Annotated in this window: 10 protein-coding genes; 8 read left to right on the top strand and 2 right to left on the bottom strand. The window is 75.2% G+C overall.

The window, feature by feature from the left end:
• The first annotated feature begins 139 nt into the window (after positions 1-139).
• Positions 140-1,267 carry a GuaB3 family IMP dehydrogenase-related protein gene (locus ACFVYI_RS24480; protein WP_360631547.1) on the top strand — a complete coding sequence of 376 codons (1,128 nt, stop codon included), beginning with the start codon at positions 140-142 and terminating at the stop codon, positions 1,265-1,267.
• Between the two features lie 55 nt (positions 1,268-1,322).
• Here the strand turns inward: ACFVYI_RS24480 and ACFVYI_RS24475 are convergent, their stop codons facing one another.
• Positions 1,323-1,895, bottom strand: a complete 573-nt coding sequence (locus ACFVYI_RS24475) for a hypothetical protein (protein ID WP_387889137.1) — start codon at positions 1,893-1,895, stop codon at positions 1,323-1,325.
• Between the two features lie 252 nt (positions 1,896-2,147).
• Between ACFVYI_RS24475 and ACFVYI_RS24470 the strand changes: the two genes are divergently transcribed.
• Entirely contained in the window at positions 2,148-4,088 is a 1,941-nt protein-coding gene (locus ACFVYI_RS24470; protein WP_387889136.1) for a serine/threonine-protein kinase, read from the top strand.
• Between the two features lie 60 nt (positions 4,089-4,148).
• Here ACFVYI_RS24470 and ACFVYI_RS24465 read toward each other — a convergent pair whose 3' ends face one another.
• A complete protein-coding gene (locus tag ACFVYI_RS24465; RefSeq protein WP_387889133.1) occupies positions 4,149-4,682 on the bottom strand; it encodes an SHOCT domain-containing protein in 534 nt (177 codons plus the stop codon).
• 112 nt (positions 4,683-4,794) lie between these two features.
• Between ACFVYI_RS24465 and ACFVYI_RS24460 the strand changes: the two genes are divergently transcribed.
• The 6 genes from ACFVYI_RS24460 to guaA all read left to right on the top strand — a co-directional run bounded on the left by ACFVYI_RS24460 (position 4,795) and on the right by guaA (position 16,026).
• Complete coding sequence (locus ACFVYI_RS24460) at positions 4,795-5,889, top strand: hypothetical protein (RefSeq protein ID WP_387889131.1); 1,095 nt, start codon at positions 4,795-4,797, stop codon at positions 5,887-5,889.
• Positions 5,890-6,047: 158 nt separating this feature from the next.
• A complete protein-coding gene (locus ACFVYI_RS24455; RefSeq protein ID WP_387889129.1) occupies positions 6,048-7,802 on the top strand; it encodes a serine/threonine-protein kinase in 1,755 nt (584 codons plus the stop codon).
• 119 nt (positions 7,803-7,921) lie between these two features.
• Positions 7,922-9,565: a succinic semialdehyde dehydrogenase gene (locus ACFVYI_RS24450; RefSeq protein ID WP_387889127.1), complete on the top strand. Its 1,644-nt coding sequence runs from the start codon at positions 7,922-7,924 to the stop codon at positions 9,563-9,565.
• 70 nt (positions 9,566-9,635) lie between these two features.
• Positions 9,636-11,438 carry a GMC oxidoreductase gene (locus tag ACFVYI_RS24445; protein ID WP_387889125.1) on the top strand — a complete coding sequence of 601 codons (1,803 nt, stop codon included), beginning with the start codon at positions 9,636-9,638 and terminating at the stop codon, positions 11,436-11,438.
• Positions 11,439-11,559: 121 nt separating this feature from the next.
• Positions 11,560-13,347 (top strand): hypothetical protein, encoded by a 1,788-nt coding sequence (locus ACFVYI_RS24440; protein ID WP_387889123.1) that lies wholly within the window; start codon positions 11,560-11,562, stop codon positions 13,345-13,347.
• A gap of 1,110 nt (positions 13,348-14,457) precedes the next feature.
• Complete coding sequence (guaA, locus tag ACFVYI_RS24435) at positions 14,458-16,026, top strand: glutamine-hydrolyzing GMP synthase (RefSeq protein WP_387889121.1); 1,569 nt, start codon at positions 14,458-14,460, stop codon at positions 16,024-16,026.
• The last annotated feature ends 146 nt before the right edge of the window (positions 16,027-16,172 follow it).

Raw genomic sequence — 16,172 nt, 5'->3', positions numbered from 1 at the left:
GCGGTCCGCGGAGCGGGGACCGCGGGTGGCGGTCCCAGTCCCCGGAGGCGAGCGCGCGAGTCACACCAGGTGCGGGATACTGGGGGCGGCCGGGGTGACCCGGCGGGTATGAGCAACAAACCAGAAGGGCTCGAACGAAGTGACTGAGATCGAGATCGGGCGAGGTAAGCGCGGCCGCCGGGCGTACGCATTCGACGACATCGCCGTCGTCCCCAGCCGCCGCACCCGGGACCCGAAGGAGGTCTCGATCGCCTGGCAGATCGACGCCTACCGCTTCGAGCTGCCGTTCCTGGCCGCCCCGATGGACAGCGTGGTCTCCCCGCAGCAGGCCATCGCCATCGGCCGCCTCGGCGGTCTGGGCGTGCTCAACCTGGAAGGCCTCTGGACCCGCTACGAGGACCCGCAGCCGCTGCTGGACGAGATCGCCACGTTCACCGACGAGGCCGCCGCCACCCGCCGCCTGCAGGAGATCTACGCCGCGCCGATCCGGGCCGAGCTGATCAAGCAGCGGATCCAGGAGGTCCGCGACTCCGGCGTGGTCACCGCCGCCGCGCTCTCCCCGCAGCGCACCGCCGAGTTCTCCAAGGCCGTCGTGGACGCCGGCGTCGACGTCTTCGTCATCCGCGGCACCACCGTCTCCGCGGAGCACGTCTCCAGCGGCGCCGAGCCGCTCAACCTCAAGCAGTTCATCTACGAGCTGGACGTCCCGGTCATCGTCGGCGGCTGCGCCACCTACACCGCCGCGCTGCACCTGATGCGCACCGGTGCGGCCGGCGTGCTGGTCGGCTTCGGCGGCGGCGCCGCCCACACCACCCGCAACGTGCTCGGCATCCAGGTGCCGATGGCCAGCGCCGTCGCCGACGTCGCCGCCGCCCGCCGCGACTACATGGACGAGTCCGGCGGCCGCTACGTGCACGTGATCGCGGACGGCGGTGTCGGCTACAGCGGCGACATCCCCAAGGCCGTCGCCTGCGGCGCCGACGCGGTGATGATCGGTGCGGCGCTGGCCCGTGCCACCGACGCCCCGGGCAAGGGCTTCCACTGGGGCATGGAGGCCGTCCACGAGGAGCTGCCGCGCGGCAAGCGGGTGAACCTCGGCACCGTCGGCACCACCGAGGAGATCCTCACCGGCCCGTCGCACACCCCCGACGGCACCATGAACCTGTTCGGCGCGCTGCGCCGCGCGATGGCCACCACCGGCTACACGGAGCTCAAGGAGTTCCAGCGGGTCGAGGTGACGGTCAACCCGGCGCTCCACCACCGCTGAGCCGCCCCCCGTACACGAGGCCCCGCCGGACGCGATCCGGCGGGGCCTCCCGCGTTCAGTCCCGGGTGGCCGCGCGGCGGGTGAGCAGGAAGCCGCCGATCACGGCGATGCCGTAGAAGACGGCGTCCAGCGGGCGGCGGTCCGCGCGCCAGACGGGCAGGGCGTCCCGGAGCAGTTCGCCGTACGCGGCGCCGGCCAGCTCGTGCAGGCGGCGGGTCTGGCCGATCAGCTGGCCGAGGAAGAGTGCGCCGGCCGCGAGCAGCGCGCCCAGCGGCGGCAGGGCGCGGCCCCGCCCGCCGAGCCGGCCGAGCGGCCAGGCGACGGCGGCGGCCGGGGCGATGGCCAGCCAGCCGACGGTGGTCGCCGCGCGGGCCGGCGCGAGCCCGTACGCCAGCGCGCCGGCCAGCATCGCGGCGACGGCGAGGGCGATCGCGACGGCGGTGCGCCCGGCCCGGCGGCGCGGGGCGGGCCCGGTCGCGGGGGCGGGTCGGTAACCGGCCACCGGCGTGCCGGGCATGCCCGGGGCGACGTAGCCCCCGGGGGTCTCCGGCTCCGGTGCGACGGAGTAGTGCGCGGCCGTCCGAGGCCGGTCCGACCGGCCGTCAGCGCCCGGTGCGGGTGCGGTCATGGGCGTCGAAATCCCCCCGGAAAGACGGTGAGCTGCCGAACGCTAGCAGCGCCCGGGGGCGGCCGGACAGAGTTTTCGATCACAGATCGGGCACGGAGCGCCGGGTCCGCCCCGGTCCGCGACCAGGGTGGCCGGGGGCCGGGTGGTCGCGGGCCCCCGGGACAGGGGATGATGGAGGCTTGGCGTTCGGGCCCGCGCCGGGCCGACGCGCCGTCACCTCGACCGCCAGCAGCACATGGGGGAACGTTCCGAATGACCCAGGCGCAGGGTTCCACCGGCCGCCTCCTGGCCGGACGCTACCGGCTGGACGCGGTGCTCGGGCGCGGCGGCATGGGCACCGTCTGGCGTGCCGAGGACGAGATGCTGGGCCGGATCGTCGCGGTCAAGGAACTGCGGATGAACGGCAGCGTCGACGAGGACGAGAAGCACCGGCTGATCGTCCGGACGCTGCGCGAGGCCAAGGCGACGGCCCGGATCCGGCACAGCTCGGCCGTCACCGTCTTCGACGTGGTCGAGGAGGACGACCGGCCGTGGATCGTCATGGAGCTGGTCGAGTCCCGCTCGCTGGCGGACGTGATCAAGGAGGACGGGCCGCTGTCGCCCGGCCGGGCGGCCGAGATCGCGCTGGACGTGCTGGGCGTGCTCGTCGCCGCCCACGCGCACGGCATCCTGCACCGTGACGTCAAGCCGTCCAACGTGCTGATCGGCGAGGACGGCCGGGTGGTGCTCACCGACTTCGGCATCGCCAGCGTGGAGGGGGACGCCTCGGTGACCTCCACCGGCATGCTGGTCGGCGCTCCCTCGTACATATCCCCGGAGCGGGCCCGCGGGCAGAAGCCCGGACCGCCGGCCGACCTCTGGTCGCTGGGCGGCACGCTGTACGCGATGGTCGAGGGCCGGCCGCCGTACGACCGGGGCTCGGCGCTCGCCACCCTGACGGCGGTGATGACCGAGGAGCTCGGCGCGCCGCTGAACGCCGGTCCGCTGCGGCCGGTCATCGAGGGGCTGCTGGCGAAGGACCCGGCCGAGCGGCTGGACGCCTCGCAGACCCGCTCGCTGCTCAAGCGGGTGGTGGCCGAGGCCACCACCCGGGCGGAGTCGACCACCGAGCACGCGATGCCGGTGAAGCCGGCCGCCGGGGCCGACCGGGAGCGCGCGGCCGACGAGGCCGAGGGCGGCGCCGAGGAGAAGCCCGCGGGCGGGGGCGCCGGCCGGCGCACGGTCGGCGGGCTGCTCGGGACCGTCCGGGTGGGGAGCCGCGCCAAGGACGCCAAGCCCGCCGAGGAGACCGCGAAGCCGGTGGCCGGGGCCGCCGGCACCGAGGCCGCCGCCGCACCCGCGACCGATCCGATCCGGCCGGTGACCAGTGAGTGGACCCTGGGGGCGACCCAGGCCGCCGGTGCCGACCCGCGCAAGGGCCGGCGGCGGCTGGCCGTGGTCACCGTGGTGGTGGTGCTGCTGCTGATCGCCGGAGTGGTGGCGATGGTGCGGGCCTTCGGCGACGCCGACGGCGGGGCGGCCGACGGCGCGGGCGCCACCTCCCCGGGGGCGGTCGGCACCTCGGCGGTCGGCACCGCGGGACCGGGCACCTCCCCGGCCACGCCGTCGGGTGCGGCGACGGCCCCGGTCGGTGGCGGGGTCGGTCCGGCCGAGACCACCCCGGCCGCCGCGCCCTCGACCCAGCCCGTCGCCGCACCCGTGACCCAGCCCCCGGCCGCGCCGCCCGCCCCGGCGGCGACCGGCGCGCCGGTGCCCGCCGGGTTCCACGAGTACAAGGACCCGACCGGCTTCTCGATCGTCCTGCCGGACTGGCTGCAGCCCGCCGGCTCGGAGTCCAACCGCCGCGTCTTCAAGGGCAACGGCAGCACCCTGAAGGTCGAGTGGACCACCACCCCGGGCCAGAGCGCCGTCGCCGACTGGCAGGAGTCCGAGCCCGGGCTGCGCGGCCAGGTCAGCAACTACCAGCGGGTGCAGCTGCAGGCCGTCACCTACCGGGAGTGGACCAACGCCGCCGACTGGGAGTGGACCAACGGCACTCCCCGGACGCACTCGCTCAACCGGGGCTTCGTCACCGGCACGCCGGCCAAGTACGGGTACGCGATCTACTGGACCATGCAGGACGCGGACTGGAGCGCGCCGGCGAACGCGCAGGCCCGCCAGGTCGCCTTCGACACCTTCCAGCCCGCGCCGTAGGGCGGCTCGGGCCGCAGGAGGCGGCGGCGGGGCCCGGCCGAGGGGCCCGGCCGCCGGGCGTCAGCCGATCAGGCGCTGCTTGGCGCGGCCGAACTCCTCGTCGGTGAGCGCCCCCGCGGCGTGCAGGGCCGCCAGCCGCTCCAGCTGGTCCAACAGCTCGGCGCCGGAGGCGGCCGGCGCCGCGGGCGCGACCCGGGGCTCGGCCGAGGCGTCGCGCACCAGCCGGGCGGCGGCCCGGACCTGCTCCGCGAACACCTCGGCCTTGACCACGTCCTCGAACCGGTGCGAGCCGGTGAGCGCGACCACCAGCAGCACCTCGCCGTTCAGCCTGGTCTTCGCGACGGTCGCGTCCGTCACGGCGGAGAGCGGAACCGGGACGGGCGGCTTGCCGTCCTTGAGGAAGAGCAGCCGCTGCGTGGTGAGGACCAGCACGCCCTTGCGGAAGTGGTCCGGGTGGCGCCCCGCCGTGGAGGCGACCGGCCTCTCGTCGGGCACGACGTTCGCCTCGACGGTGCGCAGGGCTTCGGCCCGGTTGTCACGGTTGCTGTTGCCGGCCACGTCGAAGGCCGCGTCGATCAGATCGGTCCAGTCCATGGGACCGAGCCTAATGCGGCCGTCGGCGGGCCCCCGTTCGGCCGGTCGCCGCGCACCCGGCGAGGATCGACGGGGCAGGGCCTAGGCTGGGCGGTGAGCGAGAGGAACACGCATGCGAGCGGGTCCGGGTCAGGTATTGGCGGGGCGTTACCGACTGACGGACCGTCCGGAGGCGCTGCGCGCGTTCGCCGTGGACGAGCGGACGGGGGCCACCGTCCTCCTGCGCGCCCTGGAGCTGCCCGCTCTGCTGACGAGCGGTCACGACCCGGACGAGCCGGTCCCCGAGCAGGGCGAGCGGTTGGTCCGCCGGGTGGCCGAGGCGGGCTCGACCGCGCCCGTGCACCCGAGGCTGCTGCAGGGCGTCGGCGCGTTCGTCGAGGGTGAGCTGCTCTGGACGGTCGAGGAGCGGCCGGCCGGAGTGCTGCTGGCCGACCTGACCGCGGCCGGGCCGATCGCGCCGTACCGGGCGGCCGAGTTGGCGGCGGACCTGGCCGGCGCGCTGCGGGTGTTGCACGACGCCGGGCTCACGCACGGCAATCTGACCGTCGCGTCGGTCCTGGTCTGCGAGGACGGCGCGGCACTGCTGGGCGGACTGCTCCCCGGGGTGGCCGAGGAGGCGCTGGCCGAGGAGCTGGGCGGGCCCGGCGGACGCCGCCGGTACGAGGTCCGGGCCACCCTGGTCGGCCCGGTGGCGGAGCGCTGGCCGCTGGACGGCGGCCCGGCGGGCGACTGCTGGGCGCTCGGCGTGCTGCTGCACCGGCTGGTGACGGGCCGCTCGCCCTACCCCGACCAGGGGGTGCCGGAGCTGGTGACGGCGGTGCGGGACGGCCGGCGGGAGCCGTCGACGGTGTGCGGTCCGCTGGCGCCGCTGGTCGAGCGGCTGCTGCAGCCCGATCCGGCGCTGCGGCCGGCGGCGGCGGGGATCCGGCGGGAGCTGGCGGACCTGCTCGCGGGGGCCCCGGAGCCGGCCGACGAGGAGCGCGCGGCACGGGCGCTCACGCTGCGCCCGGAGGGCCCGCTGGTGCCGCTGAGCCCGCGTCGGCGCGGCCGCGGCGCTCCGTCCCCGGAGGCGGTGGCGGCGGACGCCGGGGCGCTGCCGGCCCGGGCGCCGCTGCTGCCGCCGGCCCTGTTGGGCCCGGTCCTGGTCGGCGGGGTGTTCCTGCTGCTTGTGCTCGGGGTGGCAGCCGTGGTGATGTTCGCAGGCTGACGGTGCCCGCCGGGCCGTTGCCGACTCTCCCGCGCACGGGGGAGGTTATCGGGGCCCGCGCGGTGCGCCTAGGGTGTGCGTGAGATCTGTTCGAAAAGTGGTCTGTACCGGGCCCTCCGTCGCGGTGACGGCAGGTGGAGGAGGGGGAGCGGTCGCCGATGGGCGTGCAGGACCGGCCGGAGGCGGCCGAGGGGGAGCGGCTGCTGGCCGGGCGCTACGAGCTGGGCGACCGGCTCGGCCGGGGCGGCATGGGCACGGTCTGGCGGGCCTGGGACCGGATGCTGGACCGCGAGGTCGCGGTCAAGGAGCTGACCGTCAGCCACCTCCCCGAGGAGGAGCTGCAGATCCTGCACGCCCGGATGAAGCGCGAGGCCAGCGCGGCCGCCCGGATCAAGCACCCCGGGGTGATCACCGTCCATGACGTGCTGGAGCACGACGGCCGGCCGTGGATCGTGATGGAGCTGGTCGACGGCCGCTCGCTGGCCGATGTGATCAGCCAGGACGGCACCCTCCAGCCGCGTGCCGTCGCCGAGGTCGGCAGCCAGGTGCTGGCCGCGCTGCACCGCGGTCACCAGCTGGGCGTGCTGCACCGGGACGTGAAGCCGGCCAACGTCCTGCTGGAGCGCGGCACCGGGCGGGTGGTGCTGCTGGACTTCGGCATCGCGACGTACGAGGGCTCGGCCGAACTGACCCGGCCGGGCGACCTGGTGGGCTCACCGGACTACCTGGCGCCGGAGCGCGCACAGGGCGAGCGGCCGGGCCCGGCCTCCGACCTGTGGGGCCTCGGGGCGACGATGTACGCGGCGGTGGAGGGCGAGTCGCCGTTCCGCCGGACCTCGCCGCTGACCACGCTGGCCGCGGTGGTCGGCGAGCCGCTGCCGGAGCCGCGGCGGGCCGGGGCGCTGGGGCCGGTCCTGGCCGCGCTGATGGCCAAGGACCCGGCGGAGCGGCCGAGCGCGGACGAGGCGGCCCGGATGCTGGCCGAGGTGAAGGCCGGGCACACGATGGGCTTCAAGCCCGTCGCGCCGGTCAAGGCGCCGACCCAGTCGGTGCCGGTGGTCGACCGGACCGACGCGCCGTCGGGGCCGGCTCCGGCCGGGGAGTCCGAGGGGCCGACCGTGCCGCAGCCTCCGGCGCGGGCCGCCGGGGGCGTCGGGAACGCGGGTGCGGGGCCGGCGGAACTCGACGGGGTGGTCGGCGACGGGGCACGGGCGTTCCCGGGGGCGCCGGGGGCGCACTCCGCTCCACTGGCGCCCGGAGTGCACTCTGTTTCGCCCGCGCGCGGCCCGGCCGCCCGCCGGGGTGTGCTGCGGATCGCCGCGATCGTGCTGGCCGTCGCCGTGGTGGCCGCCGGGGCGACCTTCCTGGCGACCCGCGATCGGGGGACCCCGCTGCCCGGGCCCACCCCGACCACCTCCGGGACGCCGCAGCCCACCGAGTCCGGCGCCACCGGCCCCCCGCCCACCGGCTACCAGTGGGTGAACGACCCGGCGGGCTTCCGCTTCCCCCTGCCGGTGGCGACGCCGGCCTGGCAGCGCACCACCGACACCGCGAACCAGATCTTCTACAGCCCGGACAACAAGACGCACTACCTGCAGTTCGCCGTCACCGTCGGGCAGTCGGTCAAGCCGCTGGAGCACCTGCGGCAGATGGAGACCACCGTCTCCAAGCTGAAGGAGTACCGCCAGCACAAGCTGACCAGCGTCCTGGTGAACGGCCACGACGCGGCAGTCTGGGAGTTCAGCTACGCGGCCAAGGAGGGCGGCCGGCGGCGGGCCATAGAGGCGGAGTTCATCGACGCCGACGGCACGGGCTACGCCATCTACCTGTCCAGCCCGGACACGGACAAGGACTGGCCGGAGGGGGAGCAGCGGTTCAACGCCGTGCTCAAGGACTTCACCCCGACCCGCTGAGCCCGCCCGCCCGTCGGCCCGGCGGGCGGGGTGGATGGCCGGGGGCTTCACTCCGACACCGACAGTTTCTTGTTACCGACGGGTACCGAACCGGCCGTCGAGCGCCTAGGCTGCGCCCCATGACGGACCTCACAGCAGATGCCACGGTCTCCGGGCAGCCCGGCGCCGGCGCCGCGGACCGCAACCCCGCCGCCCCCGGCGGCGGCCGCACCGTCGCCGCGGCCGTTCCGCCCTCCCTGGTCGCCCGCCTGGCCGGCGGGGTCACCGCGACCGGCGAGCCGGACCTGGTGGAGACCGTCGCCCCGCTGACCGGTGAGCGGCTGGCCGGTCTGCCGCGCTCGACCCCGGCCGACGTCGAGGTCGCCTACGAGCTGGCCCGGCGCGCCCAGCCGGCCTGGGCCGCGCTGCCGGTGCGCCGCCGCGCCGCCGTCCTGCTGCGCTTCCACGACCTGCTGCTCAAGCGCCAGGACGAGGTGCTGGACCTCATCCAGGCCGAGACCGGCAAGGCCCGGCTGCACGCCTTCGAGGAGGTGCTGTCCGTCGCGATGGCGGCCCGGCACTACGGGCGCGCCGCGCACGGCTACCTGCGCGACAAGCGGCACGGCGGAGCCCTGCCGCTGCTCACCCGGGCGGTCGAGGCCCGCCGCCCCAAGGGCGTGATCGGGCACATCTCACCCTGGAACTACCCGCTGGAGCTGTCCATCGGCGACGCGCTGCCCGCCTTCGTGGCCGGCAACGCGGTGGTCAACAAGCCGGACACGCAGACCGCGTTGACCGCGCTCTGGGCCCGCGAGCTGCTGATCGAGGCCGGGCTGCCGGCCGACCTCTGGCAGATCGTGATCGGCGACGGCCCGGTGGTCGGACCGGCCGTGGTCGAGCACGCCGACTACGTCTCGTTCACCGGCTCCACCCGCACCGGCCGCGAGGTTGCCCAGCGCGCCGCCGCCCGGCTGGTCGGGGCCTCGCTCGAACTCGGCGGCAAGAACGCCATGCTGGTGCTCGCCGACGCCGACCTCGACCGGGCCGCCGAGGGTGCCGTCCGGGCCTGCTTCTCCTCCGCCGGCCAGCTCTGCATCTCGATCGAGCGGCTGCTGGTGCACCGCGCGGTGGCCGACGAGTTCCTGGCGAAGTTCGCCGAGCGGACCCGCGCGCTGCGCCTCGGCGGTGGCCTCGCCTACGGCGCTGACATGGGATCGCTGGTCTCCGTGCGGCAGTTGGACGCCACCACCCGGCACGTGGAGGAGGCGGTCAAGGCCGGCGCCACCGTGGTGGCCGGCGGCCGCGCCCGGCCGGACCTCGGTCCGTTCTTCCACGAGCCGACCATCCTGGACGGCGTCACCCCGGAGATGGCGGTCTGCACCGAGGAGACCTTCGGACCGGTCGTCTCGGTGTACCGCTTCGACACCGAGGACGAGGCGGTGACCACCGCCAACGCCACGCCGTACGGCCTCAACTCCAGCGTCTGGACGAAGGACCTGCGGCGCGGCCGGGCGATCGCGGCCCGCCTGCGCACCGGCACGGTCAACGTCAACGAGGCCTACGCGGCGGCGTACGGCTCGGTCGGCTCGCCGATGGGCGGCATGGGCGAGTCGGGGCTCGGCCGGCGGCACGGCGCCGAGGGCATCCTGCGGTACACCGAGGCGCAGACCATCGCCAGCCAGCGGGTGATGCCGCTCGCGCCCGCCTTCGGCCTGGACGACCGGCAGTTCGCCGTGGTGTTCACCGGCGGGCTGCGGGTGCTGAAGGCACTGCGGTTCAAGTAGCCCGGTCCGTCCGTCAGGGCCGGCCGGACCGGCCCTGACGTCCGTTCGTTTCCCGAAGGAGCAGTGGCACATGGTGGGGTCCCGCGACGAGGCGGACTTCGACTACGACGTGGTCGTGATCGGCTCGGGCTTCGGTGGTTCGGTCTCCGCGCTGCGGCTGACCGAGAAGGGGTACCGGGTCGCCGTCCTGGAGGCCGGGCGGCGCTTCGAGCGCGACGAACTGCCCAAGAACTCCTGGGACCTGGCCAAGTACCTGTGGGCGCCCAGGCTCGGCCTGTACGGCATCCAGCGGATCCACCTGCTGGCCAATGTGATGATCCTGGCCGGCGCCGGGGTCGGTGGCGGCTCGCTGAACTACGCCAACACCCTGTACGTGCCGCCGAAGGCCTTCTTCGAGGACCGCCAGTGGCGCCACATCACCGACTGGCAGGAGGAGTTGGCGCCCTTCTACGACCAGGCGCAGCGGATGCTCGGGGTGCGGCTCAACCCGACCGTCACCCCGTCCGACGTCCATCTGCGCGCGGCGGCCGAGAAGATGGGCGTCGGGGACACCTTCCACCTGGCGCCGGTCGGGGTCTTCTTCGGCGACGGGAAGGACGCCGACCGGACGGCCAAGGCGGCGCCCGGCGAGGAGATCGCCGACCCGTACTTCGGCGGCGCCGGCCCGGCGCGGCGGGCCTGCGTGGAGTGCGGCGAGTGCATGACCGGCTGCCGGCACGGCGCGAAGAACATGCTGACCGAGAACTACCTGTACCTGGCCGAGCGCGGCGGCGCCGAGATCCACCCGCTCACCACGGTGGCCCGGATCCGCGAGCACGGGGAGGGCTTCGCGGTGGACGTCCGCCGGACCGACGCCCGCTCCACGACCGACCCGGTGAAGGCGGGGGCCCGGACGATCACCGCCGCCCGGGTGGTGGTCGCGGCCGGCACCTACGGCACCCAGTCGCTGCTGCACCGGATGCGCGACCGCGGTCACCTGCCGCGGATCTCCGGCCGGCTCGGCGAGCTGACCCGGACGAACTCCGAGGCGCTGGTCGGCGCGCAGACCACCGACCGGCGCTACGGCAGCCGGGCGGACTTCACCAAGGGCGTCGCGATCACCTCCTCGATCCACCCGGACGCGAACACCCACATCGAGCCGGTGCGCTACGGCAAGGGCTCCAACGCCATGGGCGCGCTGTCGATCATGCAGGTCAAGGGCGGTGGCAAGGGGCCCCGCTGGCTGCGCTACCTGGGGACGGCGGCCCGGCACCCGGTGACCTTCGCCCGGTCGATGAACCAGCACCGCTGGTCGGAGAAGACCATCATCGGCCTGGTGATGCAGTCGCTGGACAACTCGATCACCGTCTCGCTGAAGACCAAGGGCCTCGGCAAGGGCCAGCTGACCTCCACCCAGGGCCACGGCGCGCCCAACCCGAGCTGGATCCCGGCGGCCGAGCAGGGCGCCCAGGCGCTGGCCGACGAGATCAACGGCTTCGCGGGCAGCACCGTCGGCGAGATCTTCGACATCCCGATGACCGCCCACTTCCTCGGCGGCTGCCCGATCGGCGACTCCGCGCAGACCGGTGTGGTCGACCCGTACCACCGGCTCCACGGCCACCCCGGGATCAGCGTGGTGGACGGTTCGGCGGTCTCCGCCAACCTCGGGGTGAACCCCTCGCTGACGATCACCGCGCAGGCCGAGCGGGCCATGTCGATGTGGCCCAACAAGGGCGAGGCGGACGGCCGCCCGGCCCCGGGCGAGGCGTACCGGCGGGTCGAGGCGGTGGCGCCGGTGCGTCCGGCGGTGCCGGCGGAGGCCTTCGGCGCGCTGCGGCTGCCGCTGCTGGCCGTGCCGAAGGTGCCCAAGAAGCTTGGTGGAACGGCCTCCTGAGGTCCTGCCCGGTGCCGCGGGGGGCCGTGGCCGGGGCCGGTTGACAGCCGTCCGGGCACGATGGGATAAACGGGCTCCCTGGGGGGACCAGGGAGCACCGTTCACGGGGGGATCTCGGTCCATGGCCATCTGCGCATCGTGCGGCGCGGCTTCGGGGGAAGGGGCGCTCGCCTGCGCCTCCTGCGGGCGGCCGCTCACGCCGCCGCCCCCGCCCGCTCCGACCTCGGCGCCGCCCTCCGGGGCCGCCTATCCGCCGCCCGCCCCGCCCGGCCCGCCCGTCGTGCCGGTGACGGCCCCGCCGCCGCCCGTCTTCGCGCCGCCGGCGGTGGGCGGTTGGGGCGCCGGCCGGCCCTACGACCCGGCCGCCGCCCGCCCGGCCGTCCTGCGCGGGCTCACCGGCGAGGACTGGCGGCCGGCGTTCAAGGTGATGATCGCGCCGACCGCGGTGCTGTTCCTGGCGGCGCTGATCGCGGCGGTCCCGGACGACTACACCTTCTTCTACCTCTTCGAGGCGCCGTCCTTCGGCAAGCGGTTCGGCGGCGCGCTGGCGCTGGCCCTGGCCGCCCTCGGCGCACCGTTCGAGCTGGGCTTCTCCGGCGGGGGCCGGTACTCGGACGGCGGCGGGGAGGCGCTCGTGCGGGCGGTGCCGATGACGGTCACCGCGCTCTGGCTGTTCGCGCTCTGGCTCGGCCTGCGGGCCGGCGCGCGCCGCCGGCAGGCCCGTACCGGTGAACAGCCGACCAGGCGGCAGGCGGCCGGTGAGGCGCTGCGCACCGCGGTGGCCGCGGCGGCGGTGACCCTGCTGATCGGCCTCGTCTGCGGGACCACCTGGCGGCCCGGGTCCCCGGCCGGCGGGGTCGGGTTCGGCGTGGACGACTCCGGCGACCCGTACGGCGGGGTGAGCTACTCGGCCGACGCCGGCTGGCTCCAGGCCGTCGGCTGGACGGCGCTGCTCGCCGGACTGCTGGCGTTCACCGTGCACGGCACGGACGCGCTGCGCTGGGCGGCCTGGCGCAACCGCGCGGTGCGCGGCTGGGCGGTGGCCGCGCTGGCGGCCGGCCGTGCGCTGGCGATGACGGTCGGCCTCGCCGCGCTGGTCGGCTTCGTGCTGATCTCCGTCCAGGGCGAGGAGGGGCAGGCGGGCGCCTCGCTGGCCGTCCTGCCGAACGTCGGCCTGTTGCTGCTCGGCCTGGGTTCGGGGGCGACGCTCAGGTCGACGAGCGGCGAGAGCGGCCCCTCCGCCGCCCCGGACTGGGAGTCCGGCGCGCCCGGCGGCGACGAGTTCTCCTTCTTCGACCTGCACGGCGAGAGCGCCGACTGGCGGTGGACCGGTCTGCTCGCGCTGGCCGCGGTGGCCTTCCTCGGGTGGACGGCGTACCGGCGCCGGCTGGACGCGGCCGACCGGCTGCGGCTGGCGGTGGTGTACGCGGCGGGGCTCAGCCTGCTGATGGCGATCGCCGGCGCGGTGCTCTCGACCAGCTCGACCACGTCGTACTTCGGTCGCCAGCGGGAGCTCGGCCACGCGTACTCGGTCGGCCTGGTCTTCGCCACCCTGCTGGCGGCCAATGTGATCTGGGCGGCGGTCGGTGCGCTGGCGGTGCCGCCGCTGCTGGCGGCCGCGCGCGGGGGCCGGGAGGTCGGCCCGCCCGGGGCGGCGCCGCAGGACGTGTCGTACCAGGGGGCGCCTTCCCCGGGCCGCGCGCCGCGGGAGGCCGGGGCCGCGCCGGAGCCCTCCGGGCCGTCGGGGGTGCCGTCGGGGGTGAGCGAGGTGATCGGCTCGTACGAGGAGCCGCCGCCGCGCCCGGCGGTGGGGGTCCCCCCGGCCGAAGGCTGGGGGAGGGTGCCCGCCGCGCGGCCGCCGGGTGAGGACGACCCGGTCGACCCGAGCGTCTGGCGCAAGCAGCAGTAGCGGCCGAGGGGCGCGCGGCCTTCGGCCCGCGCCCCTCACCCGTGTGCCGGCCGGCTCGGCCGCGCGGCCCGGACCGGCCCCGAACAGGGCAAAGGGCCCCGTGGGGGAACGGGGCCCTTTGTCGCTCAGCACGCGGCGTCAGGGCTGCGCCGGTGCTGGGGTGACGGCGCCGGGGGAGGAGCGCCGTCGCGTCGAATGGCTTCTGGGTGGCGCCGTCGCGGCGCCGGCATGAGGTGGGCCGGTCGCGCGTGGCGCGTCCACACGCGGCGGGGCGGGCCGGCGCGCATGCCTGCGCCGAGCTTTCGCTCACGGAGCGTGAGGTGATAATCGTTGCCATCGCGGGTCTCGGTGGCAACGGGGCGGCACCCCGCAGTGGGCCTTCGGCCACCGGGAGAACCTCTTCCAAGCAGCATCGTGCTGGACGAAGGGCTTGCTCTGCAACCGATTCGGCACGATTCGGCACAGTCCATTTTCGGCCCGGCCGGCGCCTGGAGCTCGCTGCGGACCGGCTCGGCGGCCGCCGGGAGGCCAGGCGGCGGGCGCTACCGATGATCACCGTGCGTAGTGGTGGCGCCGGAGCGCACGGGGACGCGCGTAGCGGAGCGGGACGGTGAAAGGTGTGCGCCCGGGTCGCGCCGGGGTGCGGCGGCCGGTGCCCGGGCGTCCCCGGGGCCGGCCGCCCCACCTCCTTGGGTCCAGTCGCGGCCGGGGTCGCTGTCCCCTGCTGGCCGGCCGCTGCACCCGCGCACGGTCCCACGGCGCACCGCTCCCGGCGGGGCCGGGACAGCGGCGGCGCCACGCGCGCCGGTGGACTGGGATGAGCTCCACGCGTGGTCCTGCAAGCCCGCACGGCGGCGCCCCTGCCGGGGCGGAGGCGGCGCACCTGGCAGGCGCGGCGCGGTCGTGCGGTCGTCAGATCCAACGAAGCGGCCGCCCGGCCGGTCACGGCCTCTTGGACGTGCAGACGAGTGAAACCGGCCAGCCCGGTAGACTCGTGCCCAGACCCCCGCCCGTCGCCCGCCGCCGCCCTCTCGGGGGGCGTGCTCCGCGACACCTCTAGATACCGCTGCCGGAAGGCCGTCCGTGTCCTCTGCTATTCCCGACCAGTCCGTGCCTGAGACCGACACCGTTCTGGTGGTCGACTTCGGCGCCCAGTACGCCCAGCTCATCGCCCGTCGGGTGCGTGAGGCCCGGGTCTACAGCGAGATCGTGCCGAGCAGCATGCCGGTCGCCGAGATGCTCGCCAAGAACCCGAAGGCGATCATCCTCTCCGGCGGCCCCTCGTCGGTCTACGAGCAGGGCGCGCCGCAGCTCGACCGCGCGATCTTCGAGGCCGGCGTGCCGGTCTTCGGCATGTGCTACGGCTTCCAGCTGATGGCCAAGACGCTCGGCGGCACCGTCGACAACAGCGGCGCCCGCGAGTACGGCCGCACCCCGCTGGTCGTCTCCCGCACCGGCTCGACCCTGTTCGAGGGCGTCCCGGCGCAGCACTCGGTGTGGATGTCGCACGGCGACGCCTGCTCCGCCGCGCCCGAGGGCTTCACCGTCACCGCCTCCACCGACGTGGTGCCGGTCGCGGCCTTCGAGAACGACGAGGCCCGCCTCTACGGCGTGCAGTACCACCCCGAGGTGCTGCACTCCGACCACGGTCAGCAGATCCTGGAGCACTTCCTCTACCGCGGCGCCGGCATCGCGCCGACCTGGACCACCGGCAACGTGGTCGACGAGCAGGTCGCGCTGATCCGCGCCCAGGTCGGCGACAAGCGCGCCATCTGCGGCCTCTCCGGCGGCGTGGACTCCGCGGTCGCGGCGGCCCTGGTCAACAAGGCCATCGGCACCAAGCTGACCTGCGTCTACGTCGACCACGGCCTGATGCGCAAGGGCGAGACCGAGCAGGTCGAGAAGGACTTCGTCGCGGCCACCGGCGTGCAGCTGAAGGTCGTCGACGCGCAGGAGCGCTTCCTGAACGCGCTGAAGGGCGTCAGCGACCCGGAGGAGAAGCGCAAGATCATCGGCCGGGAGTTCATCCGGGTCTTCGAGCAGGCGCAGGCCGAGATCGTGGCCGAGGCCGGCGAGCACGGCGAGTCCGTGGACTTCCTGGTCCAGGGCACCCTGTACCCGGACGTGGTGGAGTCCGGCGGCGGCACCGGCACCGCCAACATCAAGTCCCACCACAACGTCGGCGGTCTGCCCGAGGACCTGCAGTTCCAGCTGGTCGAGCCGCTGCGCAAGCTGTTCAAGGACGAGGTCCGGATGGTCGGCCAGGAGCTCGGCCTGCCGGAGGAGATCGTCCAGCGCCAGCCGTTCCCGGGCCCGGGCCTGGGCATCCGGATCGTCGGCGAGGTCACCAAGGAGCGTCTCGACCTGCTCCGCGAGGCCGACGCGATCGCCCGCGAGGAGCTGACCGCGGCCGGTCTGGACCGGGAGATCTGGCAGTGCCCGGTGGTGCTGCTCGCGGACGTCCGCAGCGTCGGCGTCCAGGGCGACGGCCGGACGTACGGCCACCCGATCGTGCTGCGCCCGGTCTCCTCCGAGGACGCCATGACGGCCGACTGGTCGCGCCTGCCGTACGACGTGCTGGCGAAGATCTCCACCCGGATCACCAACGAGGTCCCCGACGTGAACCGCGTGGTGCTGGACTGCACCAGCAAGCCGCCGGGCACCATCGAGTGGGAGTAGGCACTCCCCGCCGGCGCTGAACCGGCATTGAACGGCCGCGCCGTCGTTCCCGTATACAAGGGAGCGGCGGCGCGGCCGTTCGCGGTGGACGACCGGGGCGCCGGGCGCCCATCGGGTGGGATCTCCCACCGAAAGCGCTCACGAGC

Source organism: Kitasatospora sp. NPDC058218, from assembly GCF_042882445.1.
Classification (GTDB): domain Bacteria; phylum Actinomycetota; class Actinomycetes; order Streptomycetales; family Streptomycetaceae; genus Kitasatospora.
Note: the sequence above shows the minus strand (reverse complement) of the source record. Positions and strands in the feature narration are given on the sequence as shown.

What these genes read in the sequence shown, in the direction of transcription:
- ACFVYI_RS24475 (WP_387889137.1), bottom strand. Translation starts at nt 1,895, where the DNA reads ATGACCGCACCCGCACCGGGCGCTGACGGCCGGTCGGACCGGCCTCGG.
- ACFVYI_RS24470 (WP_387889136.1), top strand. Translation starts at nt 2,148, where the DNA reads ATGACCCAGGCGCAGGGTTCCACCGGCCGCCTCCTGGCCGGACGCTAC.
- ACFVYI_RS24465 (WP_387889133.1), bottom strand. Translation starts at nt 4,682, where the DNA reads ATGGACTGGACCGATCTGATCGACGCGGCCTTCGACGTGGCCGGCAAC.
- ACFVYI_RS24460 (WP_387889131.1), top strand. Translation starts at nt 4,795, where the DNA reads ATGCGAGCGGGTCCGGGTCAGGTATTGGCGGGGCGTTACCGACTGACG.
- ACFVYI_RS24455 (WP_387889129.1), top strand. Translation starts at nt 6,048, where the DNA reads ATGGGCGTGCAGGACCGGCCGGAGGCGGCCGAGGGGGAGCGGCTGCTG.
- ACFVYI_RS24450 (WP_387889127.1), top strand. Translation starts at nt 7,922, where the DNA reads ATGACGGACCTCACAGCAGATGCCACGGTCTCCGGGCAGCCCGGCGCC.
- ACFVYI_RS24445 (WP_387889125.1), top strand. Translation starts at nt 9,636, where the DNA reads ATGGTGGGGTCCCGCGACGAGGCGGACTTCGACTACGACGTGGTCGTG.
- ACFVYI_RS24440 (WP_387889123.1), top strand. Translation starts at nt 11,560, where the DNA reads ATGGCCATCTGCGCATCGTGCGGCGCGGCTTCGGGGGAAGGGGCGCTC.